Annotated in this window: 22 protein-coding genes and 1 tRNA gene; 18 read left to right on the top strand and 5 right to left on the bottom strand. The window is 26.1% G+C overall.

Going from position 1 to position 23,608, the window contains the following annotated elements; translation table 11 throughout:
• Positions 1-35: 35 nt before the first annotated feature.
• A complete protein-coding gene (gene gap / locus ACYQ44_RS06525) occupies positions 36-1,040 on the top strand; it encodes a type I glyceraldehyde-3-phosphate dehydrogenase (protein ID WP_459996112.1) in 1,005 nt (334 codons plus the stop codon).
• A gap of 58 nt (positions 1,041-1,098) precedes the next feature.
• A complete protein-coding gene (tpiA, locus tag ACYQ44_RS06520; RefSeq protein WP_459996110.1) occupies positions 1,099-3,066 on the top strand; it encodes a triose-phosphate isomerase in 1,968 nt (655 codons plus the stop codon).
• Positions 3,067-3,126: 60 nt separating this feature from the next.
• Here tpiA and ACYQ44_RS06515 read toward each other — a convergent pair whose 3' ends face one another.
• Positions 3,127-5,085, bottom strand: a complete 1,959-nt coding sequence (locus ACYQ44_RS06515; RefSeq protein WP_459996109.1) for an LVIVD repeat-containing protein — start codon at positions 5,083-5,085, stop codon at positions 3,127-3,129.
• A gap of 143 nt (positions 5,086-5,228) precedes the next feature.
• Between ACYQ44_RS06515 and ACYQ44_RS06510 the strand changes: the two genes are divergently transcribed.
• Both ACYQ44_RS06510 and ACYQ44_RS06505 read left to right on the top strand, forming a co-directional pair.
• Positions 5,229-5,498: an acylphosphatase gene (locus tag ACYQ44_RS06510; RefSeq protein WP_459996108.1), complete on the top strand. Its 270-nt coding sequence runs from the start codon at positions 5,229-5,231 to the stop codon at positions 5,496-5,498.
• A gap of 30 nt (positions 5,499-5,528) precedes the next feature.
• Entirely contained in the window at positions 5,529-6,752 is a 1,224-nt protein-coding gene (locus ACYQ44_RS06505) for an alkaline phosphatase family protein (RefSeq protein ID WP_459996106.1), read from the top strand.
• Here ACYQ44_RS06505 and ACYQ44_RS06500 read toward each other — a convergent pair.
• Positions 6,711-7,865: a hypothetical protein gene (locus tag ACYQ44_RS06500; protein ID WP_459996104.1), complete on the bottom strand. Its 1,155-nt coding sequence runs from the start codon at positions 7,863-7,865 to the stop codon at positions 6,711-6,713. The genes ACYQ44_RS06505 and ACYQ44_RS06500 overlap by 42 nt on opposite strands.
• 145 nt (positions 7,866-8,010) lie before the next feature.
• Between ACYQ44_RS06500 and ACYQ44_RS06495 the strand changes: the two genes are divergently transcribed.
• The 5 genes from ACYQ44_RS06495 (at position 8,011) to ACYQ44_RS06475 (ending at position 11,464) form a co-directional block, all read left to right on the top strand.
• Positions 8,011-8,086: transfer RNA gene (locus ACYQ44_RS06495), tRNA-Pro, on the top strand.
• Positions 8,087-8,185: 99 nt separating this feature from the next.
• The gene (locus ACYQ44_RS06490) at positions 8,186-10,141 is read left to right on the top strand and encodes a hypothetical protein (RefSeq protein ID WP_459996103.1); all 1,956 of its coding nucleotides are present in this window, start codon (positions 8,186-8,188) and stop codon (positions 10,139-10,141) included.
• Positions 10,142-10,234: 93 nt separating this feature from the next.
• A complete protein-coding gene (locus ACYQ44_RS06485; protein WP_459996102.1) occupies positions 10,235-10,795 on the top strand; it encodes an RNA polymerase sigma factor in 561 nt (186 codons plus the stop codon).
• The gene (locus ACYQ44_RS06480) at positions 10,792-11,001 is read left to right on the top strand and encodes a hypothetical protein (protein ID WP_459996101.1); all 210 of its coding nucleotides are present in this window, start codon (positions 10,792-10,794) and stop codon (positions 10,999-11,001) included. Before ACYQ44_RS06485 ends, ACYQ44_RS06480 begins: the two co-directional genes overlap by 4 nt.
• A 1-nt stretch (position 11,002) precedes the next feature.
• Positions 11,003-11,464 carry a SoxR reducing system RseC family protein gene (locus ACYQ44_RS06475; RefSeq protein ID WP_459996100.1) on the top strand — a complete coding sequence of 154 codons (462 nt, stop codon included), beginning with the start codon at positions 11,003-11,005 and terminating at the stop codon, positions 11,462-11,464.
• Positions 11,465-11,660: 196 nt separating this feature from the next.
• Here the strand turns inward: ACYQ44_RS06475 and ACYQ44_RS06470 are convergent, their stop codons facing one another.
• Positions 11,661-12,905 carry an MFS transporter gene (locus ACYQ44_RS06470; protein WP_459996098.1) on the bottom strand — a complete coding sequence of 415 codons (1,245 nt, stop codon included), beginning with the start codon at positions 12,903-12,905 and terminating at the stop codon, positions 11,661-11,663.
• Positions 12,906-13,123: 218 nt separating this feature from the next.
• Here ACYQ44_RS06470 and ACYQ44_RS06465 point away from each other — a divergent pair, with 218 nt between their 5' ends.
• The 7 genes from ACYQ44_RS06465 (at position 13,124) to ACYQ44_RS06435 (ending at position 19,552) form a co-directional block, all read left to right on the top strand.
• On the top strand, positions 13,124-13,633 hold the full coding sequence (locus ACYQ44_RS06465; RefSeq protein ID WP_459996097.1) for a rubrerythrin family protein: 510 nt from the start codon (positions 13,124-13,126) through the stop codon (positions 13,631-13,633).
• A gap of 15 nt (positions 13,634-13,648) precedes the next feature.
• Entirely contained in the window at positions 13,649-14,005 is a 357-nt protein-coding gene (locus tag ACYQ44_RS06460; RefSeq protein ID WP_459996096.1) for a class II SORL domain-containing protein, read from the top strand.
• Between the two features lie 184 nt (positions 14,006-14,189).
• Entirely contained in the window at positions 14,190-14,438 is a 249-nt protein-coding gene (locus ACYQ44_RS06455; protein WP_459996094.1) for a TM1266 family iron-only hydrogenase system putative regulator, read from the top strand.
• A gap of 9 nt (positions 14,439-14,447) precedes the next feature.
• A complete protein-coding gene (hydG, locus tag ACYQ44_RS06450; protein WP_459996093.1) occupies positions 14,448-15,878 on the top strand; it encodes a [FeFe] hydrogenase H-cluster radical SAM maturase HydG in 1,431 nt (476 codons plus the stop codon).
• Positions 15,879-15,880: 2 nt separating this feature from the next.
• On the top strand, positions 15,881-16,972 hold the full coding sequence (gene hydE / locus ACYQ44_RS06445) for a [FeFe] hydrogenase H-cluster radical SAM maturase HydE (RefSeq protein WP_459996092.1): 1,092 nt from the start codon (positions 15,881-15,883) through the stop codon (positions 16,970-16,972).
• A gap of 1 nt (position 16,973) precedes the next feature.
• The gene (hydF, locus tag ACYQ44_RS06440) at positions 16,974-18,176 is read left to right on the top strand and encodes a [FeFe] hydrogenase H-cluster maturation GTPase HydF (protein WP_459996090.1); all 1,203 of its coding nucleotides are present in this window, start codon (positions 16,974-16,976) and stop codon (positions 18,174-18,176) included.
• A gap of 2 nt (positions 18,177-18,178) precedes the next feature.
• The gene (locus tag ACYQ44_RS06435; RefSeq protein WP_459996088.1) at positions 18,179-19,552 is read left to right on the top strand and encodes an aspartate ammonia-lyase; all 1,374 of its coding nucleotides are present in this window, start codon (positions 18,179-18,181) and stop codon (positions 19,550-19,552) included.
• Between the two features lie 29 nt (positions 19,553-19,581).
• On the opposite strand, the gene ACYQ44_RS06430 is transcribed toward ACYQ44_RS06435, so the two are convergent.
• Entirely contained in the window at positions 19,582-20,010 is a 429-nt protein-coding gene (locus ACYQ44_RS06430) for a hypothetical protein (protein ID WP_459996087.1), read from the bottom strand.
• Positions 20,011-20,148: 138 nt separating this feature from the next.
• Between ACYQ44_RS06430 and ACYQ44_RS06425 the strand changes: the two genes are divergently transcribed.
• On the top strand, positions 20,149-21,198 hold the full coding sequence (locus tag ACYQ44_RS06425) for a response regulator (protein ID WP_459996086.1): 1,050 nt from the start codon (positions 20,149-20,151) through the stop codon (positions 21,196-21,198).
• Between the two features lie 8 nt (positions 21,199-21,206).
• Complete coding sequence (locus tag ACYQ44_RS06420) at positions 21,207-22,085, top strand: mechanosensitive ion channel family protein (protein WP_459996084.1); 879 nt, start codon at positions 21,207-21,209, stop codon at positions 22,083-22,085.
• 65 nt (positions 22,086-22,150) lie between these two features.
• Here ACYQ44_RS06420 and ACYQ44_RS06415 read toward each other — a convergent pair.
• A partial coding sequence (locus ACYQ44_RS06415; RefSeq protein WP_459996082.1) for a PQQ-binding-like beta-propeller repeat protein occupies positions 22,151-23,608 on the bottom strand: 1,458 nt, incomplete at its 5' end.

Below are 23,608 nucleotides of genomic sequence, written 5' to 3'. Positions count from 1 at the left end.
AACAAATATTTATTATAAATTAGGAGGTGTTATTAATGGCTATTAAAATTGCTATTAACGGTTTTGGGAGAATTGGGAGAGTAGTATTTAGGGAAATGATGAAAAGAGAAAATTTAGAAGTAGTTGCTATTAATGATTTAACAGATCCAAAAACATTAGCCCATTTATTAAAATATGATAGTGTTCATGGGAAATTTGATGGTACTGTTGAAGTTGTTGAAAGTGGATTTGTTGTTAATGGAAAAGAAATAAAGGTATTCGCTGAAAAGAATCCTGCTAACTTACCATGGGGTGAATTAGGAGTAGATATTGTTATTGAATCAACAGGTGTATTTAGAAATAAAGAAAAAGCTATGCCACATATTGAAGCAGGAGCTAAAAAGGTTATAATTACAGCTCCAGCAAAAGGCGAAGTTGACTTAACTGTTGTTTTAGGTGTAAATGATGAATTATTGTCAAAAGATCATGTGGTAGTTTCAAATGCATCATGTACAACAAATTCAATTGCTCCAGTAATTAAAGTGTTAAATGAAAAGTTTGGTGTTAAAACAGGATTATTAACTACAGTTCATTCATTTACAAATGATCAAAGAGTATTAGATTTACCTCATAGTGATTTAAGAAGGGCAAGAGCTGCAGCTGTTAATATTATCCCAACAACAACAGGGGCTGCAAAAGCTGTAGGTATAGTTATTCCTGAATTAAAAGGAAAATTAGATGGTATTGCAATGAGAGTACCAACGCCAGATGGCTCAATTACTGATTTAACAGTTACTGTTGAAAAAGAAACAACTGCAGAAGAAGTAAATGCTGTAATGAAAGAAGCAGCAGAGACATATTTAAAAGGTATTTTAGGATACAATGAAGATCCAATAGTTTCTTCAGATATTATAGGTACAACATTCTCTGGTATTTTTGATTCAACATTAACAAAAGTTATGGATGGTACATTAGTTAAAGTTGCTTCATGGTATGATAATGAATATGGATACTCAGCAAGAGTTGTAGATTTAGCAGAAAAAATGTCTGAGTTAATATAAAGAGGATGGTAAGGGGACTTTTTAAGTCCCCTTTAATGATAAAAAAGGAGGGATTTTTATGGAAAAAATGACAATTAAAGATATTTCTTTAAAGAATAAGAAAGTTATAATGAGAGTAGATTTTAATGTTCCTATGAAAGATGGTGTAATAACAAACGATAAAAGAATAAAGGCGGCATTGCCAACAATAAAACACGCTTTAAATGAAGGTGCAAAGGTTATATTATTATCACATTTAGGAAGACCAAAAGGAGAACCAAAGCCAGAATTTTCATTAAAACCAGTAGCTGAAAGATTATCAGAACTATTGAACCAAGATGTAAAATTTGTTCCTGAAGTGGTAGGAGAAGAAGTAAAAAAAGCTGTTGAGAATTTAAAAGAAGGCGAAGTATTATTATTAGAGAATACAAGATATATGAAAGGTGAAACAAAAAATGATTTAGAATTAGCTAAACAATGGGCTGATTTAGCAGAAATTCATGTAAACGATGCTTTTGGTACTGCTCATAGAGCACATGCTTCAAATGTGGGTATTGCGCAATTTATACCAAGTGTAGCTGGGTTCTTAATGGAAAAAGAAATTAAATTTTTATCAAAAGCAACAGCAAATCCTGAAAAGCCTTATGTGGTAATTTTAGGTGGAGCTAAAGTTTCAGATAAAATTGGAGTTATTAATAATTTGTTAGAAAAAGCCGATAAAATTTTAATTGGTGGGGCTATGATGTTTACATTCTTAAAAGCATTAGGAAAAGAAATAGGTTCATCAAGGTTCGAGGAAGATAAAATAGATTTAGCTAAAGAATTATTAGAAAAAGCCGATAAAAAAGGCGTGGAAATTGTTTTACCAGTTGACGCAATAGTGGCCCAAAAATTAGAAGCAGGTGTTGAAAAAAAGATAATTAAAATTGATGATGGTATAGAAAATAGTTGGATGGGTTTAGATATTGGACCAGATAGCGTTAAGTTATTTAAGGATAAATTAAATGGTGCGAAAACTGTTGTATGGAATGGACCTATGGGAGTTTTCGAAATTGAAGATTTTGCAACAGGAACAAAAGAAGTTGCTATGATGGTTGCTGATATTACAGAAGAAGGAGCTATAACTATTATTGGTGGTGGAGATAGTGCAGCAGCAATAGAATTATTTGGTTTAGAAAGAAAAGTTTCTCATGTATCAACAGGTGGTGGAGCTTCATTAGAGTTTTTGGAAGGAAAGGAATTACCAGGGATTGCAAGTATTGCTTCTAAAAAAAAAATAGGTAGTAGAAAATATATATTAGCTGGAAACTGGAAAATGAACAAAACGAATTTAGAAGCAGCAGAATTTATATCAAAATTGACTGCTAATATTGGTAAAGAAAAGAAATTTGAAATAGTAATAGCTCCAACTTATTTAGCTTTAGAAAAGGCTGTAGATTTAACAACAAGTACAAATATTAAAGTTTCGGCACAAAACATGTACTTTGAAGATAGTGGTGCTTATACAGGTGAAGTATCAGCTGATATGTTAAAATCATTAGGAGTAGAATATGTTATTTTAGGTCATTCTGAAAGAAGAAATATTTTTGGCGAAACAGATGAAGTAATAAATAAAAAAATAAAAAAAGCATTAGAAACAGATTTAACACCAATCTTTTGTATAGGAGAAAAATCAGAAGAAAGAGAAAAGGGACTAACATTTAATGTTGTTGAAAGACAAATAAAAGAAGGTTTTTATGGTTTGGATAAAGAAAAAGCTAAAAAAATTGTTATAGCTTATGAACCAATATGGGCTATTGGAACAGGTAAAGTAGCAACTCCAGAACAAGCTGAAGAAGTTCATGCTTATATAAGAAAATTATTATCAGAAATGTATGATAAAGAAACATCAGAATCTATAACAATATTATATGGAGGTAGTGTAAAACCAAACAATTATTTTGGATTATTTACAAAACCTAATATAGATGGTGGGTTAGTTGGAGGGGCTTCCTTAAAAGAATCATTTATTGAATTAGCTGATATAATGAAAACTATTATTCAATAAAAAATATAGGCAGGTCAAATGACCTGCCTATATTTTTTATAATAACTATCCATAATTTTTCTAATTTATTTCTCCAAAAGTCATCCAAAATATTTTTTTTACAAATTTTGGATTTTTGGGGTTACTAATGTCAAAAATCATTAAACCATTTTTCCCGTCTGCAACATATAAATAGTTATTTTTTGCAAATAAATCTTTTGTAATACCGGGAGTATCTACTTTAGATAATACGTTACCAGTTTTTAAATCAATTAATTCAAACCCATTTTCTCCTAAAGATGCAAATAATATATTTTTTGATATATGTAAATTTAGAACACCGATATTATTTAAATTAATTTTCTTCTCTATAAATGGATTTTCTGGATTTTTGATATTTATAACATAAATTCCGGGTTCCCCAACAGGAACAGTGTTATTTTTTAGCATTTTATATTTCCAATCTACAGCAACATAAGCGTAATCACCATTAAGCTCAATATCTTTAACAAATCCATTTATTCTAAATTTTGGAGACAATCTTTTTGCTAAAATTCCATCAAAATAAAATGTTTCAAAACCAACGTCATCAGTAGCTAGATAAATATAATTACCTTTTTTAGCTAAATCCATTGTTCTTCCAGTAACTCTGTTTATTGATAATATTTTAGGTTTAGATTTATTTGATATATCTAAAATAACTAAATCTTTATATCCATCAGCAATAAAAGCTAGGTCATTTTCTATAACAAAATTATTTGTATAACCTAAAATAACATTATCATTTTCTTTTACATCAACATAATTTGATAAAACAACAGGAGCATTAATATTAGAGATATCAAATATTGTAAAACCATTTTGTCTATCTGCAATATAAGCAAAACCATTATTAGCATAAACATTAACAGCGTCATTTAAAGTTTTTTCTAGTTTTACAGGTAATAATTTTAAATTTAAAGTTTTTTTCGATGATATTTCTATAGGATTTTCGGGATTATTAATATCAAAGATAATTAATCCATCTTTTTTATCAGCTGCATATAAATAATTATTATTAGCATAAATTCCTTGTAAATCTGTATGATTATTAAATATTTTTACTAATTCAGGTTTTTCTGGATTAGAAATGTTGAAAATTTCTAGTCCTCCCCAATTATCTGTAACTACTAAATAATTATTGTTTATTACTTTTAAATCAATAGGAGTGTTTAAAGTATAATGCTTAAATATAGGTTCAATTTTTTCTTTTTTATTTTCAACAGGTTTATTTATATCATTTAATTTAAATACTTCTAAACCATACCATTTATCAGTAGCAAAAAGATAGTTTTTGTATTTTAATATGGAATTTACACCTCCACCAGTGTCCACTGTTTTTACAAGAAATGGAAGTAACTTAAATGATATATCAAAAATTGAAATTCCTTTAGCCCCATCTAGTGTATATAGATATGAACCGTCAATATAAATCTTTTGAACATCACCACCTGTTTTTAAGTGTCTCATATATTTATAAGTGCCATTTGTTTTCGAATAAATAGCAAGTCCTTTTATACCATCTGCAACATATAAATAATTATCAACAAATTCAAAATCATATGTTTCTCCAATAGAATTAATTCTAATTTTTTTGACAATATCATTATCAATTATTTCAAAGGGGATAATTTCACTTTTATATACAGAGACATATATAACATTCTCAACTTGTTTTATTTGTGTAGGATAATTTTTTAGCTCAAAATATTTAAAATTATTTGTTTTTAAATTAATAAAATAAATTTTATTAGATTTTAAGCCTATTACAATATAATTATCTTTTACCAAAAAAGAAGTAACCTCTGAATCGAAAAATACAGGTAGATCTTTAATTTTTAAAATATTTGGATAAGAAGCTATTAACTTAGGGTTTATAGAATTTTCGAAATTAATTAAACTTACACCTTCTTCATGGCTGTTTATAAATAATGGAACGTTTGCAATTACAAATGTTGAAAATAGCATGAATAAAATTGAAACATATGATTTTATTTTCATGTTAAAAAACTTCCCCCTTTCAAAAATTTATTTTTATATCTATAGTATACCAGAAAAAAGCTAAAATTTGACGATATTATATTAAAAATGGTAAAATAAATATAGATTATTTTTGAAAAAATATGAGAAGATGGAGGGTGAAAATGTTAGCGAAACGTTATAAAGTATATGGACGAGTGCAAGGGGTAGGTTTTAGATGGTTTGTAAACAAAATAGCAGAGTCATTAAATTTAAAAGGATATGTTATGAATATGCCAGATGGAAGCGTTGAGATTTTTGCAGAAGGGAATGAAAAAGATTTGGAAAGTCTAAAAGATTTTCTTATAAATGGAAATGGATTTTCTCAGGTTGAAAATATTGAAGAGGAGATAGTTCCAATAGAGGGATACACGCATTTTTATATTAAATATTAATATATAAAAAATGAAAGAGTGGTTGAGTATATGTGGGAAAAAATTTTTAAGGAAATTTATAACAATAAAATTGAAGGACTGGGGATACTTCCGCATTATGAAAAGTATTCTATATTAAATATAACTAATTGGATTATAGAAAATTTTGGAGGGACGCCATTTTATAACTCATATCCTATTCCATTTAAAGATAAAAAACATGTAGTTTTATTTTTAGTAGATGCGATGAGTTATAACACTTTTAAGTCAGTTATAAATGAAAGAAAAAATGAATTTAAATTTTTAGGAAGAAATCAATTTCTTCCTGCAACATCAGTATTTCCGTCTACAACAGCAAATGCAATTACAACATTCATGACTGGAAAAACACCTGCTGAACATGGAATCTTAGGATATATATTGTTTTTAAAAGAATTAGGTTCTTTGGTAAATATGATAGAGTTTTCTCCGTTATTTGGTATTAAAGGAAGTTTTGAACCTTATTTAGTTAATGATCTATTAAAAGTAAAAACACTAAATGAAATTTTAGAAGAAATAGGAGTGAAATCTTTTACTCATACGCATTCTGATATAGTTAATAGTGGGTTAAGCAAAATACACAATAAAGGAAGTAATATAAAAGGTTATAAATCATTAGTTGAAATGTTTGGTATGGTGTATGAAAAATTAAAAAACTATAGTAATAATGGTGAAAAATCTTTTCAATTTGCATATTATGGATATGTAGATGGGATAGGACATAAATATGGAGCAAAAGATTATAAATATAAAGCTCAAATATATTGGTTTTTAAAAATGTTAGAAGAAGAATTTCTTTCAAAGATAAATAAAAAAATACTTGATGATACAGCTATTATTATTACATCTGATCATGGAATGTTAGAAACACCTTTGATAAAGGAAATAAGATTTTCTAATGAAAGTGATATTTCAAAGAATTTATGGATTCCCCCTGGAGGAGAAATGCGAATGATGTATTTTTATACAAAAAACAAAAAAAATTTTTCAGATTTTTTTAATGCAACATATAAAGACTTTGGAAATTTAATTGAAATTGAAGAGGCAGAGAAAATAAATTTATTTGGGAAGAAAATAAATTTAAAATTCAGAGATAGAGTTGGAGATTTTGTAATGATAGCAAAAAGTAATTATAGTTTTGTATATAAATATGGAAATTCCTTTGTGCATTTAAAAGGTAAACATGGTGGATTATCATTTTATGAAATGATTGTTCCTGTTATTATATTTGGATAAAATTAATAAAGTTAAAGCAAATATGATTGATGTAAAAGTTATTGTTAAAAGGATTTTTTCATATAAATTTTCATAGAACAAGTGTGAAAGAATGGAAGAAACTATACCACCAATAGACGTTATAATAAACATCAATTTGGTTAAGAAAAAATAGAATTTTCTATCAAAAAAATTTAATGAATATATAAAGGTAATATTCCATATCATTGTAAATGCCAATAAATTTAAAGAAATTAATAGGGTCATTATGAAATCTGAAGGAATATAAAAATTAGAGATAGAAATAAAAATTACAAATGAAATTATATATAAAATAGAATTTTTATTATTAAAATTTTTATATAGATATTCGGATATAAAATATCCCGAGATAATGAAGATTGGAAAAATAATTAAATATAAATTTATTAAAATATAATCAAAATGTTTAATAATTAAGATGTATTTTATGTTCATAATCAAAAAATAAAAATTCATTCCAATAATAAAAAATAGCGTAGAAAAGATTAGTAGATATTTTTTATTAATCTTTAAAAATTTGGTGGAATGAATTTTGTTTGTAAATATATAAGAAAATAAAAAACTTATTCCTATTAATATAAATATTCCTGTTAATAAAAATAAAATAGCAATCTCCCATCCAGACTTATGTACAAAAAAAGATGTTAATATAGCAGCTGCTAAAATTCCAAAGGGGATTCCTGCTTTAGTGGAAGAAATGTTATTTTCGTATATAAGATAATAAGCCAAAATATTTCCTGTTAATACGCCTAATCCAATAGAAGTTATAAAGCGAATAAGTAAAAATAGAAAGAAATTTTTTAAAAAGAAAATTAATATATTTATTAAAATTGAAATTAAAATAAAAACAATAAAATATTTTTTATTAAAAAAAAGGTTGGATATAAAAATTCCTAATATTATACCTAAAAATACAGGTATATTTAGTAGCATAAGAAATTTATCAGGAATATTAAAAAAGTCTTGAATTTCCATAGAAATAAATCCATTGATAAATATATTATAAGATAAATATACGAATGAAAAAAAAATAATAGGTAAAATTTTATGATATATGGACAGATATTCTATTTTTTTATTTTTAATAATCATATTATTCACTCCCAATCTTTTTTAAAATTATATAATATGTAAATAAAAAAGTCAATAAACTATTTTTTATGGAGGGTTTAAGTATATATTTTAATTAATAATATTGACTGTGTTAATAAAATATGATATAATACTTTGCGGTTCTCGGGGCGTGGCGCAGATGGGAGCGCGTTTGCATGGGGCGCAAAAGGTCGCTGGTTCAAGTCCAGTCGCCCCGACCAAATGCCAACCTTTTTTGGTTGGCATTTTTTGATATAATTAGGAAAGAACTTTTTATTTATAGAAATATTGATTGAATAAAAAAATAGGGGTGATTAAAATTGAAATTAAAATTAATTATATTTGCAATATCAACGTTTATTATTATAATGACAGGTGTAGTTTTAATCCCTGTTATTTTTAAAAATGACCCACCATCAATACCGGAATTGTATTCGCCTGTAAATGGATCTGTAGATGTTCCAATAAATACTATTTTTACATGGAATGGTACAGATCCAAATGGAGATACTTTATTATATGATATATATTTATCAACTGATAAAAACAATTTAACTCCTATAGCTACTAATTTAGAAGAAACTTCTTTTTCTAAAGTATTAAATTATAATAAAACATATTATTGGAAGGTAGTAGCTAAAGATAAAAAAAATTCAACTGAAAGTGATATATGGTTCTTTTCCACGGAAAATGCTATACCTTTAAAACCAGACTCGCCGAATCCTGGAGATGGAGCACTTAATGTTCCTTTAACAACAACTTTAAGTTGGAAATGTGAAGATTTGGATGGAGATAAAATATATTATGATGTTTTTTTAGGTCGTTCTATAGATACAATGAAGCCTATAGCAACAAATATTGAAGATAACTTTATAGAAGTAAATCTAAAAGAAGATGCTAGATATTATTGGAAAGTTGTTGCAAAAGATGGTCATGGAGGAATTAGATATGGAGAAGTTTGGGCTTTTCAAACAAAATCGGTTAAAGAATTAGGAGTTCCTTTTGCGCCACAACCTACAAATGGTGCAACAAACTTAGAAACAAATATTACCTTTGAGTGGAAATATGAGGGTAAAGAAGCTTTGTTTGATATATATTTTGGAATAAATCCAAATGATTTAACATTGATTGCTCAGGATCTTGGTTATCAATTTTATGAGGTATCTGTAGATTATGGGAAAACATATTATTGGAAAGTAGTAGCAAAGTCTGGAGATAAAAAAAGAGAAAGTGCAATTTGGAATTTTTCAACTAAAGAGTTGTTAATTACAGAAGAGATTACAGAAATATCAACCCCATTAACAGTAGAAAGTACAACTATTTCAATTGAATCAACAATAACAGAAGTTTTACCTTCAGAAACAGAAAAAATAGTAAATCCTATAACTGAAAAATATATTTATACAACTGGAAGCGGAATAGGTATGTATATTATAGATGTTTCAGATCCTAAAAATCCTAAAATTATTAATCATGTTTATACAGAAGGATGGGCTGTTGGGTTATATGTGAGAGATAAGCATGCGTATATAGCTGATTGGATTAATGGTGTTGTCGTAGCTGATATTAGTGATATAAAAAATCCAGTTAAAGTAGCAAAATTGAAAACATTTGGAAAAGTCTATTCTATTTTTGTAAATAAAGATATAGCATATATCCTTGAAGGCTCTAATGGTATGGAAATTGCGAAAATTAGGGAAGATTATTCTTTAGAATCTTTAAGCTATCTTGATTTAAAAGGATCCTCTGGCAGAATATATGTAGCGGATAATTACGCTTACATACCAATGGGATATGATGGATTTGTAATTGTTGATGTATCTGATTCTAAAATTCCAAAATTAGTTAGTTACTTTGACGCAGATGGGTTTGCTTATAATGTAGTTGTTAAGGATAATACTGCTTATTTAGCTGATGGAGAAAAGGGATTAAAAATAATAAATGTAAAAGATAAAAAACATCCTAAATTAATATCAAAATTAGATATAGAATCAGAATGGGCAAGAGTACATCTTTATAATGATATAGTATTTTATGCAAAAGGAGAAAAAGGCTTTTCATTAATAGATATTTCAAACATAGAAAAACCACTTTTATTATCGAATGTTGATACAAAAGGTTTTTGCTATGGAGGGTATATTAGAGAAAATTATTTATATGTAGCTGATGGTGAGAATGGACTTTTGATATATGATATATCCAATCCAGAGAATCCAATATTATTATCTAATTTAAAAAATATATATTTACAAAATATAATATTAGAAGTTAAATGAAATTGAACAAAAAAATAATTTTTATAGTCTAATAAATATGTAGAGACCTCTTTTGTGGTATAATATAAGAAAACCACAAAGAGGTGATTTTTCTTGAATGAAAAAAAATTAATTGAAAAATTGAAACAAAAAGATAAGGAAGCTTTTGAAGATTTATATAATCAATATGCTCCAAAAATATATGTTACTTTAAAAAAGTTTGTAGATCAAAGTGAAATAGAAGATGCTCTTCAAGAAGTTTTTTTCAAAATATTTAAGGGAATTCATACTTTTAGAGGGGATTCGAAGTTATCAACCTGGATATATCAAATAACTACTAATGTTGGTAAAGATTATATTAGAAAAAAGAAAAAAAATCTTGTTGAAAATATTGATTTGACAGAAAATTATACTGAAGGAATAGGTATTCAACCAGAATCTAATGTAAATGTTTCTAATGAAGTATTTGATGAATTAGAAATGGAAAAGATAAAAAAAGTTATGGAAAATTTATCTGAAGAAGATCGTATGTTAATAAAGTTAAGAGATATAGACGGATTGAGTTATGATGAAATAGCGAAAAAATTGAGTAAACCATTGGGAAGCGTTAAAAGTAGATTACATTATGCAAGAAAAAAGTTCCAAAAGTTATTAAAGGAGGAAAACCTCGCATGATAGATGAAGGAAGATATGATTTAATAAATCGTGTACTTGATGGAGAGTATATGGAACAATTAGATAGAAGTTTAGAAGAAGAGGTTGAAAAATATAAAACTTATATTAAGGCTTATTTCCTTACTCAGGAAAGTTATACTGTTGTTAACAAATGTAGACAAACAATAATATCAAAAATAATAATAAATTTAGATATGGAGGAATAGAATGAGAGAAGTTTTTATAGTTAATTCTATAGATAATAAAAAAGTTAATTTAATAAGCACAAGAAGTTCAAGTTGTGAAAGTTGTTCAATAAATGGAGCATGTAATTTAGGTGGAGGAAATAATGAAAGAGTTATGGGAATTGATGTTAATCAATTTAGAAAGATACCCCAAATAGGTGATTATGTTGTCATTGAAATACCAGATTTTTCAATATCTAAAATATCTTTCATTATTTATGGTTTTCCTCTATTATCATTTTTAGTGTTTTTATTAATATCTTATTTTATAACCAATAATGATATGCAAGCCTTTTTGTTTGGTATCTTGGGATTAGTTGGTGCTTATGGAGTTATAGCTTATTTAGATAGAACAGTTTTTAAAAAAAAGTATAAACCAACTGTAGTTGAAATATTACCAAAAAAGAATAATTTGAATTTAAAATTAGGAATAATAAACGAATAAATATGTATATTTAAGTTATAGAATAGATAAAAACAGATATTTCTTTTTCCAAATGAAAAGAGATTGGAAGAGGAAATATCTGTTTTATTATCAGGATATTTGAAAAATCTTGTAACTACAAATTTGGATTAATTCAAATTTATTTTTATAGATACTTTAAGTAAGGTATGAAAAATATATATGTCAAAGATAAAAGTCATGAATTATGATTTATTTTTATAAAAGTTAAATTAATAAAAAGCATTAAAATAGATATAATTATTATAGCAACACCTACATTATATTTATCAGCAAAATATCCAACAACAGGGGTAATAATCGCTGATAAAATAGTTTTTAGTTGAGATTCAACAGATAACACAGAAGCTAAAATGTTGCTATTGATGTTTTCTGAAATATAAGCTACACCAATAGGACGTCTTAGATTCTCGGTTAAATAAATACCAATATAGAAAAAAATAGAAATAAATAACCAGTTTTTATTATATGAAAAACCACTAATTATACCAAAAATAAATCCTAAATTCATTGTTATTAACAAGGGAATAAATAAATTTTTGAACCTTTCAGCAAACTTTCCTGAATTTTTTGAAAAAAATGAAGTTAAGATATAAATAATAAAATAAGCTATTCCAATAACAATAGCAGAGCGTTTCTCATTTTCTAAATAAATAAATACAGGAAGCGATAAAGCAAAAGAGTTTAAAACAGGTTGTAGAAAATCTTTAATAGCAGAATGATATCCGCTATATGAGGTAGTTAATATAACACTTTTAAAAAGATTAAAATTATTAAAAGCTAATTTAAATTCATTTAGTACAATTAAAAAAGATCTTTTTAAATTATGGATATTAATTTTTTTTAACTCCCCATCTAATTCTTTTGGATAAGTAAGCATGAGAATTAAATCAAGAATATATGGTATAATGGAAGCCAAAAAAATAATTTGATAATTTCCTGAATAAAAAACTATAGAAGCAGCTAATAAAGATGAAATAGCAGATCCCAATTGCGAACATGATCGAGTATTTCCATAATAATGGACTTTTATATTTGTCCAACCTTTTATTTTTAAATATTCTAAAATCATAGCTTTATGTGTTCCTGACCTGAATGCATCACCCATAGCATATAATATCATAGAAAATACAAACAGATAATAGCTTTTAGAAATATAAAAAATAAAAAAAGAAATAATATAATTAGAAAATGAAAAAACCATTGAACGGCGTCTTCCAATAGTATCAGCTATTATTCCTGTTGGAATTTCGAAAATATTTGTTGCTATCTTCATAATAGAATATAAAATACCAATTTGAAAATAAGATAATCCTTTTTCTAAAAAGAAAAGGATTAAGAATGGATCAAAAAATCTTAAATTTTTTAGAAACCCGTATGCACAAAATTTATAAAATTGTAAATCCTTGTATTTTTTCTCCATATAGACCTCCATATAATAATATTCAATTAATTATATCATAAAAATTTTTTTTGAAGTATATTTAAGATTGAAATATGAATTTATATTTTTAGAATTCTCTAGATATTATACAAATTTGAATATTTTTTGTAAAAAAAATGAAACATTAATTTAAAACAAAAACTATAGAATATTTTTGTAATTGTTTTAATTTTAAAATCTTTTTAGGGGGTGGAAAAATGGTTGAAAGAGAAATGACAAAAAAATTCTTGGAAGATGCATTTTGTGGAGAATCAAAAGCTCATATGAAATACTCTATTTATGCTGAAGATGCAGAAGCGCAAGGGAAAAAAAACTTAGCAAGATTGTGGAGAGCTATTGCATATGCAGAGTTTGTTCATGCAAGAAATCATTTTAAAGCATTGGGTTATTTGGGTGCTGTTGATTCTAACTTAGAAGATTCAGCTGCTGGTGAACATTTTGAAATAGAAGAAATGTATCCAGTATATAAAAATGCATCAGAATTTCAAGAAGAAAAAGAAGCAGTTAGAAGTGCTCATTTTGCTTTGGAAGCAGAAAAAATACATGAAAGGATGTATAATGATGCTCGAGAATATTTAAAAAATAATGATGATTTAGAGGATAAAAAAATATTTATTTGCGAGGTATGTGGATATACAACATTTGATGCAGCTCCTGATAAATGTCCTGTATGTGGTGCGCCAGCAGAAAAATTTAAAGAATTTTAAAAAGGGGTGAATATAATGAAATTAGGCGATGTAATAAAAAGTGCAGATTTTAAAAATGAAAAACATGTACCTGTTATAGATGCACCAGAAAAGGTAAAAGCTGGTGAGTTATTTAAAGTTGAGGTTCAAGTTGGTAAGGATATTCCTCATCCTAACACTGTTGAACACCATATTTCGTGGATTGATTTATATGTTCATTATGAAGGAAATCCAAATACAGTTCATTTAGGTAGATTTGAATTTGGCCCATCAGTAACTGAGCCACATGTTGTTACACATATAAAACTTGATAAAAAAGGTACATTAATAGCCCATTCTTATTGTAATATACATGGATTATGGGAATCAGAAAAAGCAATAGATATAGAATAGCCTTCGGGCTATTCTTTTTTATTGATTAAAATTTTTGTAACAAAACTATGTTATAATAATCACAAGAAAAGTGAATAATTTCTCCTGAGATGAAGGGAAAAATCCTGACATCAAGGGAGGGGAGATATATAAGGGATAATAATATTCCCCTTCCTTGGTGTCAAAGAAAGGAAGGGGATTTTTTATGGAAAAAAAGATTAGTACAATTTCTATAATTGTGTATGATAGAAAACTTTCTTATCAAAAAGTAAGTGATATATTGCACAATTATGGAGAAAAAATTTTATTAAGGGTTGGATATCCTATGAAAGAAAGAGGAATAGCGATAATATTTTTAGTAGTAGAAATGTCGACAGATGAATTAGGTGCATTATCTGGTAAATTAGGTCAAATTAGTTCGGTTAAGATAAAGACAAATACTTTAAAGATATGAGGTGAAAATATGTTAAATATTAGTTATATTAAAAAAGCTACTGAAAATGTAAAATCTTTTATTCCAGAAGAAAAAATTTTTGATTTGTTGGAGAAAACGAAAAATCCAGATCCTTTAAAGGTAAGAGAGATAATTCAAAAATCATTGGATAAAAATAGGCTTGAACCAGAAGAAATGGCTACACTTTTAAATGTAGAAGATAAGGATTTATTAGAAGAGATTTTCGAAGGAGCTAGAGAGTTAAAAAGAAGAATATATGGAAATAGAATAGTTTTATTTGCACCCTTATATATTGGAAATGAGTGTATTAATAATTGTCAATATTGTGGTTTTAGAGTTACAAATAAAACAATTGAAAGAAGAAGTTTGGATTTAAAGGAAGTTGTTGAAGAAGTAGAAGCACTTGAGGATAAAGGTCATAAAAGACTAATTGTAGTTTTTGGAGAACATCCAAAATATGATGCAAAATTTATGACAGAAACAATTAAAACTATTTATAATACTAAGAAAGGGAAAGGTGAAATAAGAAGAGTAAATGTAAATGCAGCTCCACAAACTGTAGAAGATTATAGATTATTTAAAGAAGTTGGTATTGGTACATTCCAAATTTTTCAAGAGACATATCATTTTGAAACATATAAAAAATATCATTTAAGTGGTCCTAAATCTAATTATTTATGGAGATTATATGGATTAGATAGGGCTTTTGAAGCTGGGTTGGATGATGTTGGTATAGGTGCATTATTTGGATTATATGATTGGAAATTTGAAGCTATGGGATTACTTTATCATACAATACATTTTGAAGAAAAATTTAATGTTGGTCCTCATACAATATCTTTTCCAAGAATCGAACCAGCACTAGATACACCTATAGCAGAGAGACCTCCTTATGCGGTATCTGATACGGATTTTAAAAAGTTGGTAGCTATTTTAAGATTGACTGTTCCATACACAGGATTGATATTGACAGCAAGAGAACCAGTTGAAATAAGAAATGAAGTGTTAAAATTTGGAGTATCCCAAATTGATGGTGGTTCTTCTATAGGAGTAGGTAGTTATCATGAATCTGATGAAGAAAAAATAAAAAGGAGTCAGTTTTTATTAGGAGATAATAGAACTTTAGAGCAAATAATTGAAGAATTAGCAGAAGAAGGTTATTTGCCGTCATTTTGTACAGGATGTTATAGACTAGGAAGAACGGGAGAACATTTTATGGAATTTGCTATACCTGGTTTCGTAAAAAGATTCTGTACACCAAATGCAATTTTAACCTTTTTGGAATATTTGGAAGATTATGCGCCTGAAAAAACTAAAGAAATCGGATTAAAGAGAATTGAAGAAGAATTACGTAACATTCCAAATGAAAATAAATTTAAAAAAGAATTATTGGAAAAAATGGAAAAAATAAGAAAAGGTGAAAGAGATCTATACTTTTAGGGGTGATTAATATATCAAAGAGATTCCAAAGATTATATGAAAAATTAGATTCTTTAATAGTACCAGATGAAATAAAAAGTATAATAAACTATTTTAAAGAACATAAAACATTGGATTATAATAACATTTTAAAAATATTATATTTTGAAGATGAGGAGTTAAGAGAGCATATATATAAAATAGCGGATATAGTAAATAAAGAATTAAATACAGATATAATAACATTAAAAGGAGTAATAGAATTTAGTAATTATTGTAAGAAGGGATGTTATTATTGTGGTATTAGGGTACAGAATGAAAAATTAAAAAGATATAGGATTTCTGTTGATGAAATGTTTAATATTGCTAAAAATGGAGTTGAAATGGGATTAACCACAATAATTTTACAATCAGGAGAAGATGATTATTATACAGATGAAATGTTGGAAAGATTAATTTATAAGATTCATCATGAATTAAAAACAGCTGTTTCAATATCTATTGGAGAAAGGAGCAAAGAAGCATATAAAAAATTTAGAGAAGCTGGAGCTTCTAAAGTTTTATTAAAGCATGAAACTATAAACAAAGAAATATTTGATAATATACATCCTGATAAAGATTATGATTTAAGAATAGAGTTATTAGATTATTTAGTAGAATTAGGCTATATTACAGGTTCAGGGAATATAATTGGCCTCCCGGGACAGTCACTTGAAGATATAGCAAAAGATATACTTTTTATGAAAGAGCATAATATAAAAATGATAGGAATGGGTCCCTTTATTTCATCACAAAATACACCATTAGAAAATTATGAAAATGGTTCAGCAGAACTTACGTTAAATACATATGCAGCTACTAGGTTGAGCATTCCTTTTGCTCAAATGCCGGCTACAACAGCTTTAGGTACTATAGATAGAGATTTTCAATATAAAGCTTTAAATTGTGGTTGTAATGTAATAATGGTAAATATTACTCCAGATGAATATAGAGAAAATTACAATATTTATGATAAGAAAATTAAAGTTGATCTTGTAGAAACTGCACAAAAAATAATAGATATGGGGTTAAGAATTCCACCATTTACTTTAAGAAAAATATTTAAGGAGGCATAATATGGCTTCTGCAATGAAAGGATATAGAAAATATATAGCAATTACAGGAAAGAGAAATGTTGGGAAATCTACATTGATAAATGCTATTTTAAATCAAGAAATAGCAATTACAAGTGATATGCCTGGAACAACTACTGATCCAGTTTATAGAACTATGGAATTAGCTCCTTTAGGCCCTGTTACCATAGTTGACACTCCAGGTATTGATGATGAAGGTAGTGTGGGTAAAAAAAGGATAGAAAAAGCTAATAAAGCTTTATATAAAGCAGATATAGCATTATTAGTAGTTTCAGATGTTAAATCTCATTATGAAGAAAAATTGATGAATGAATTTGATAAATTACGAATTCCATATTTAATTGTTATTAATAAAATAGATGAAATTAAAAATATTGAAGAAATAAAAAAATCTTTTTCAAGAAATGAAATTATAGAAATATCAGCAAAAGAAAAAAAGAATATAGATATTTTAAAGGAAAAAATGGCTAATATTTTACCCAAAGAGGAAGAAATTCCACTAGTAGCAGATTTAATTGAACCAGGTCAATTAATTGTTTTAGTTGTCCCAATAGATTTAGGAGCTCCTAAAGGAAGGTTGATTATGCCTCAAGTTACGGCTATTAGGGAAATTTTGGATAGAGAAGCAATAGTTATTGTTACTAAAGAAAGGGAACTAAGATATACTTTGGAAAAATTAAATAAGAAACCCGATTTAGTAATTACTGACTCACAAAGCGTAATGAAAGTTGTGTCAGATATAGATTTTGATATTCCATTAACTACCTTTTCTATTTTAGAAGCAAGGCATAAAGGAGATTTGAATATATTATCTGATGGTATAAAAGCAATTGAAAATTTAAAAGAAAATGATAAAGTATTAATTATGGAAGGATGTTCTCACAGACCATTAACTGAAGATATTGGGAGAGTTAAAATTCCAAGATGGCTTACAAATCATTTAGGTATTGACTTGGATATAGAGTTTTTTGCTGGGGCTGAATTTCCAGATTTTGAGATAGTCAAAGATGCGAAATTAATTATTCATTGTGGTGGATGTACTTTAACTAGAAAAAGCATGTTAAGAAGAATTAATATTGCAAAAATGTATGATATTCCAATTGTAAATTATGGAGTTATTATTTCTTATTTGCATGGAGTTTTAGATAGAGCATTGGATATATTCCCAGAATTAAAGAAGGTGTAAAAATGAGAAAAGAAAAAGACTTTATAGGTGAAGTAGAACTTCCTGAAGATGTATATTATGGCATTCATACATATAGAGCATTGAATAATTTTCCAAAAACAGGAGAAAACTTTAATAAAAATTTTATTTGGGCTTTTTTTATGATTAAAAAAGCAGCAGCTCTTTTAAATGGCGAGTTAGGATATTTGAACGAAGAATATAAAAATGCAATTTCTAAAGCATGTGATGAATGGGAAAAGTTAATGAAATATGTGATTGTTGATCCATTAAGTGGAGGCGCTGGAACATCTATTAATATGAATATTAATGAAGTGATTGCTAATAGAGCTACTGAAATATTAGGAGGCAAAAGATCTGAATATATTATTAATCCATTGGATCATGTAAATATGCATCAATCTACAAATGATGTTTTTCCCACTGCAGGGAAAATGGCGATAATTATAGAATTAAGAGAATTAATAGAAAATATAATTAAATTACAAGATGAAATACAAAAAAAAGAAAAAGAATATACAAAAATAAGAAAAATAGGAAGGACTCAATTGATGAATGCTGTGCCTATTCTTTTAGGACAAGAATTTGGTGCTTGGGCTGATGCTTTGAGTAGAGATAGATGGAGATTATATAAGGTTGAAGAAAGAATTAGAAGCGTAAATATAGGAGGTACAGCTATAGGTACCGGGATTGCTGCACCTAAAGATTATATATTGAAGATAGTAAATAAAGTTAGAGAAATTACTAAAATTGGTATTGCTAAAGCAGAAAATTTAATAGATTCCACACAAAATTTAGATGTATTTTCTGAGGTTAGTGGATTATTAAAATCTTTAGCTGTAAATTTAATAAAAATATCCAATGATATAAGACTTTTGGGATCAAATGCTATAAATGAAATAATATTGCCTAAAATACAAGCTGGTAGTTCAATTATGCCTGGTAAAGTTAACCCAGTAACGTCTGAATATGTAATTCAATTATCAATGAGTGTTATATCTTTCGATAATCTAATAACTAATGGAGCAAGCTTGGGAAATTTAGAATTAAATCATCTAACTCCTATGATTATTCATTATACATTAAAATCGTTAGAATTTTTGAAAAATGCAACATATGCCTTAAAAGAGTATATGAAATTAATTCAACCAAATGAAAAAAAATGTCGTGAAAATTTAGATAAGTCATTTACTCTTGTAACTCCATTAATTGAAATTTTTGGATATGATGAAGTTTCAGAATCTTTAAAGAATAGTAATTATGATATTAAAGAAGCAGTTAAATATTTATCTGAAAAAAATAATTATGATTATAATAAATTGATATTAAAATTAAATTCTAATAAAACATCGGGATTAGGATATAATATAAAAAAATAATATCCCTTCCGGAGTTCGGAAGGGATATATTAAAATATTAAACCACCATTGTTGCCCTTAGGGTTTTTTTTCATTTGCTCTAATTGATTTAATAAATCTGGTGAAGCAATACTTATATCAGGGCTTTCAGCTTGTTGTAACATTTGTTTTAATTGCTCTTCATATTCTTTCATTTTTTTCTTCATTTCTTCCAAATCGATTTTAATCCAATTAAGAATATCTTTGGACATTTCTTTTGCTTTTTCTTCTGGTAATTCTATACCTTTTCCTTCTAATTCAGTATGTGCTTTGAATTCGTCTTTTATAGCTTCAACTAAATTTTCTTCTGATAATAATTCGTTTTTATATAACACTCTTAATGCGATGTTGGTTCTGAATTTTAGATCTTCTAAAGACATTTCTAACCCTTCTAGTTTAGCCATTATAACATTGATAAGTTGATCTAACGATACTTGCATTTTAAAACCTCCTTTTTATTTCTTCAGAAATTATATAAATTCTTCTTTAAAATATAATTTTTATTATTTCGAAAAGAATAAAATTTGATGTCTTTTTTATGATATAATAAAGAAGAAACAATAATAAAGAGGTGCAAAATGAAAAAGAAGATTTTAATAATTGATGATTCTTCTACATCAAGAGAATATATAAAATATTGTTTTTATGAATTTAATGAATTTATAGAAATATTATTTGCCGAAAATACTTTAAAAGCAAAAAAAATTTTAAATGAGGAAGACATTTCTCTTATTTTTTTAGATTGGAATTTACCAGGAGAGAATGGAATAGATTTTTTGATGAAAATAAAAAACGATGAAAGTAAAAAAAATATACCAGTTATCATGATTTCTGGAGAACATAATAAAAAAGAGGAGGTTTTAATTGCTGTAAAAAATGGGATTAATGATTTTCTCATAAAGCCGTTTAATAAAAGAGATTTAATTTTAAGAACGTTACCTTACTTCATAGATGATTTAAATATAAAAGTATTTTCTCAAGATAAAAAATTTATTGAATTTATAAATATAATATCGAAAAAGATGAAAAAAAACTTTCATATAATAAATTCTTTAGAAGAACTTAATGAGGGAGAACTTTTCTTTATAGATTATAATCTTTATTATGGAAATAAAAATAAAATAGAAAAATTCCCAGTTTTAATAAATTTAAGTAATAATAATGATCAAAAAATTTTTGATCACTTGTCTGGTAATATTCAATATATAACAAAATTAGAAGTAAAAGAATTTTATAAAAATTTTATAGATTTATTATTTAAAACTTTTTCTAAAAAACAAATCTTAATTATTAGCTATTCTGATACTATAAGAAAGATTATAAAATCTATTAGTCAAAAATTAAATTATATAGGTATTGAAGCAAAAGATTTTATAGAAGGATATAGATATGTCTTTAATCAATATAAAGATATGCATTCTATATTTATAGATTATGATGAATTTGATAATTTATTAAATTTTCTTATGAAGATGGAAGCTAATATCTTTTTTAAAGATATAAAAATAAATGTAATAGGGTCTGATGAATCAACAGAAAAATTGCGCATTTTAGCAAAATATAAGATAAATAATTATATATTAAAACCTTTTACATTAGAAGAAATTGTAAAAAAAATTCTTGATTGAGGTGAAATATGGACAATATTAATGAATTTATATTTTCTGATATGGGAAAAAGATTATTAATAACAATATTTACAATTTTTGTTCTATATTTGTTGAAAAAGATAAATTATAAAATATTAATAGATAAAATAAAAGACCCTAAAGTTAAGTATTATTGGAATAAAACTGTAAATTATGTTTTTGCACTAATAGGATTTATTGCTATAGTAAAAATTTGGTTTTCAGGATTTCAATCTTTATCTACTTTCCTTGGATTATTTTCTGCAGGATTAGCAATAGCATTAAAAGAAATTATAATAAATTTTGCTGGTTGGTTGTATATAATCTCTAAAAAACCATTTATTATTGGAGACAGAATAGAAATAGGAGAGTATGCTGGGGATGTTATTGATATTAGTGCTCTAAATTTTATTATTTTAGAAATAAGTAATTGGGTTAATGCTGAACAAAGTACAGGGAGGATAATACACATACCTAATGGCGTTATTTTTAACCAAAAGCTTGCAAATTATACAAAAGATTTTAAGTTTATATGGAATGAAATTCCGGTTTTAATCACTTTTAATAGTAATTGGAAAAAAGCTAAAAATATTTTATTAAAAATTGCTAATAAATATGCAGAGCATTTAAGTAAAGAGGCAGAGGAAAAATTAAAAAAAGCAGCAGCAAAATACATGATTTTCTATAAAAAATTAACTCCCATTGTTTATACTAGTGTTGAAGATAGCGGGATTTTACTAACTATTAGATATTTATGTCGTCCTCGTAAAAGAAGAAATTCATCTCATGAAATTTGGGAAGAAATTCTTGAAGAATTTTCGAAATATGATGATATTAATTTAGCATATCCAAGTCAAAGTATTTATATAAAAAAATCTGAACCTTGATAGGTTCAGTTGGATAAAAATTTCAAATATTCATCATATATTAAATAAAAAAAGCTAAAATTATATTAGGGAATATAGGGATTTCCTGTATGGTAAATATTAAATTTGTATTGATTTATTACTTGATCATTAACATCTATTATAGCAATAAGTCCTTTTGATGAAGAGAAAAAAAGATATCCGTTATTATCCATTGATAAAAAGCCTGAATAACCTAAATGTAATGCTTTTTCTATCTTACCATCTGCTCTATTTATAAATAATATTTCATTTTTTAAATTATTTAGAATAATATACTTCTTTGTCAGTACACCTGTTCCTGAAACTAATCCAACATAAGTTTTCCATAGTACTTTATTGTTTTTTAAAGCATATAAGTAAGAATTTTTTAAAGAAACATATACTATATCTTCTTCTTCGTCAATAAGAGGAAATGAAGAGGGAATGTCTTCCAATGAATATACATATATTAAATTTCCATTTTTGTCTATAATAGAAAATTTATTATCCGGACCATTGATATATATGTTATTATTTTTATCAATGTTAAAATAATCAGTTTTACCTTTCAATTCGAGTTTCCATATGACATTTAAATTTGAATCAAATTTATATAAATTTCCGCTAATATCTAAATCAATTATATACCCCTCATAATCTATTAAAGGACTTCTTTTTGAAGTTATTACATTAAAGGAATTTATAATGTCATTATTTATATTATATAGCAATAATTTTTTGCTCCATAGATGGATTAGATATTTAGATTTATTTATTATCGAAATACCTGAATAAAGAGATGGCGTCTTTATCTTTTGGGAATTTTTATTAATTAAATCTATAATAAAAATTCCTGATTTATTGAATCCTGAAAGGTAAATTTTATTATTTATTATTGTCGGAAAATCATATGAATAAGTTTCAAGGTTATAAGTATTTTTTATTCCTTTTATTATATCTATTTCATAAAATTTTTTTGAATATCCTGATACGAATAAAGTATTATCTTTTGCAGATATACCACTTAAAAATTTATCATTAAGAATAAATAAATTTATAATAGAATTTGAAATAAATAAAATTTTAGGATTTTTAATTATTTTATTGTTTAGGTAAATTTTATCATCTTTTATAATAAAATCATTTAATAAATATAGTTCATTATTTATATTTATTCTATATGGTTTATCAGAATGGATTAATTTTGGATTATAGGAAGAGTCTTTTAGAAATAGAATATTTTTTTTAGGCACTTTAATAGTGTAATTATAAACCGAAAAATTAAATAAAGAATCTTTTAACCATACTGAATTATAAAAAAAATAATCTCCATTAAATAAATAAATGATATTTTTATTTAAGCTATTAATATCAGGTAAAAAAGCTGAAAGAATCATATTTGAAGGTAATTCAAATATTCCATATGGGGTATTAATTTTCCATTTTTTATTAGAATAAATTTCTATTGGTGTAAAATTGAATCGCCCAAATACGGTATAAATAACTGTTGATTCGGATCTTTC

This window comes from Marinitoga arctica (assembly GCF_054657315.1).
The sequence above is the reverse complement of the archived record's forward strand: the minus strand, read 5'-3'. Positions and strand labels throughout refer to the sequence as shown.

Coding starts and splice junctions, on each gene's coding strand:
- ACYQ44_RS06430 (WP_459996087.1), bottom strand. CDS start 20,010: ATGCAAGTATCGTTAGATCAACTTATCAATGTTATAATGGCTAAACTA.
- ACYQ44_RS06505 (WP_459996106.1), top strand. CDS start 5,529: ATGTGGGAAAAAATTTTTAAGGAAATTTATAACAATAAAATTGAAGGA.
- ACYQ44_RS06480 (WP_459996101.1), top strand. CDS start 10,792: ATGATAGATGAAGGAAGATATGATTTAATAAATCGTGTACTTGATGGA.
- ACYQ44_RS06420 (WP_459996084.1), top strand. CDS start 21,207: ATGGACAATATTAATGAATTTATATTTTCTGATATGGGAAAAAGATTA.
- tpiA (WP_459996110.1), top strand. CDS start 1,099: ATGGAAAAAATGACAATTAAAGATATTTCTTTAAAGAATAAGAAAGTT.
- hydF (WP_459996090.1), top strand. CDS start 16,974: ATGGCTTCTGCAATGAAAGGATATAGAAAATATATAGCAATTACAGGA.
- hydG (WP_459996093.1), top strand. CDS start 14,448: ATGTTAAATATTAGTTATATTAAAAAAGCTACTGAAAATGTAAAATCT.
- gap (WP_459996112.1), top strand. CDS start 36: ATGGCTATTAAAATTGCTATTAACGGTTTTGGGAGAATTGGGAGAGTA.
- ACYQ44_RS06455 (WP_459996094.1), top strand. CDS start 14,190: ATGGAAAAAAAGATTAGTACAATTTCTATAATTGTGTATGATAGAAAA.
- ACYQ44_RS06465 (WP_459996097.1), top strand. CDS start 13,124: ATGGTTGAAAGAGAAATGACAAAAAAATTCTTGGAAGATGCATTTTGT.
- ACYQ44_RS06460 (WP_459996096.1), top strand. CDS start 13,649: ATGAAATTAGGCGATGTAATAAAAAGTGCAGATTTTAAAAATGAAAAA.
- ACYQ44_RS06500 (WP_459996104.1), bottom strand. CDS start 7,865: ATGATTATTAAAAATAAAAAAATAGAATATCTGTCCATATATCATAAA.
- ACYQ44_RS06470 (WP_459996098.1), bottom strand. CDS start 12,905: ATGGAGAAAAAATACAAGGATTTACAATTTTATAAATTTTGTGCATAC.
- ACYQ44_RS06425 (WP_459996086.1), top strand. CDS start 20,149: ATGAAAAAGAAGATTTTAATAATTGATGATTCTTCTACATCAAGAGAA.
- ACYQ44_RS06510 (WP_459996108.1), top strand. CDS start 5,229: ATGTTAGCGAAACGTTATAAAGTATATGGACGAGTGCAAGGGGTAGGT.
- ACYQ44_RS06515 (WP_459996109.1), bottom strand. CDS start 5,085: ATGAAAATAAAATCATATGTTTCAATTTTATTCATGCTATTTTCAACA.
- ACYQ44_RS06475 (WP_459996100.1), top strand. CDS start 11,003: ATGAGAGAAGTTTTTATAGTTAATTCTATAGATAATAAAAAAGTTAAT.
- ACYQ44_RS06435 (WP_459996088.1), top strand. CDS start 18,179: ATGAGAAAAGAAAAAGACTTTATAGGTGAAGTAGAACTTCCTGAAGAT.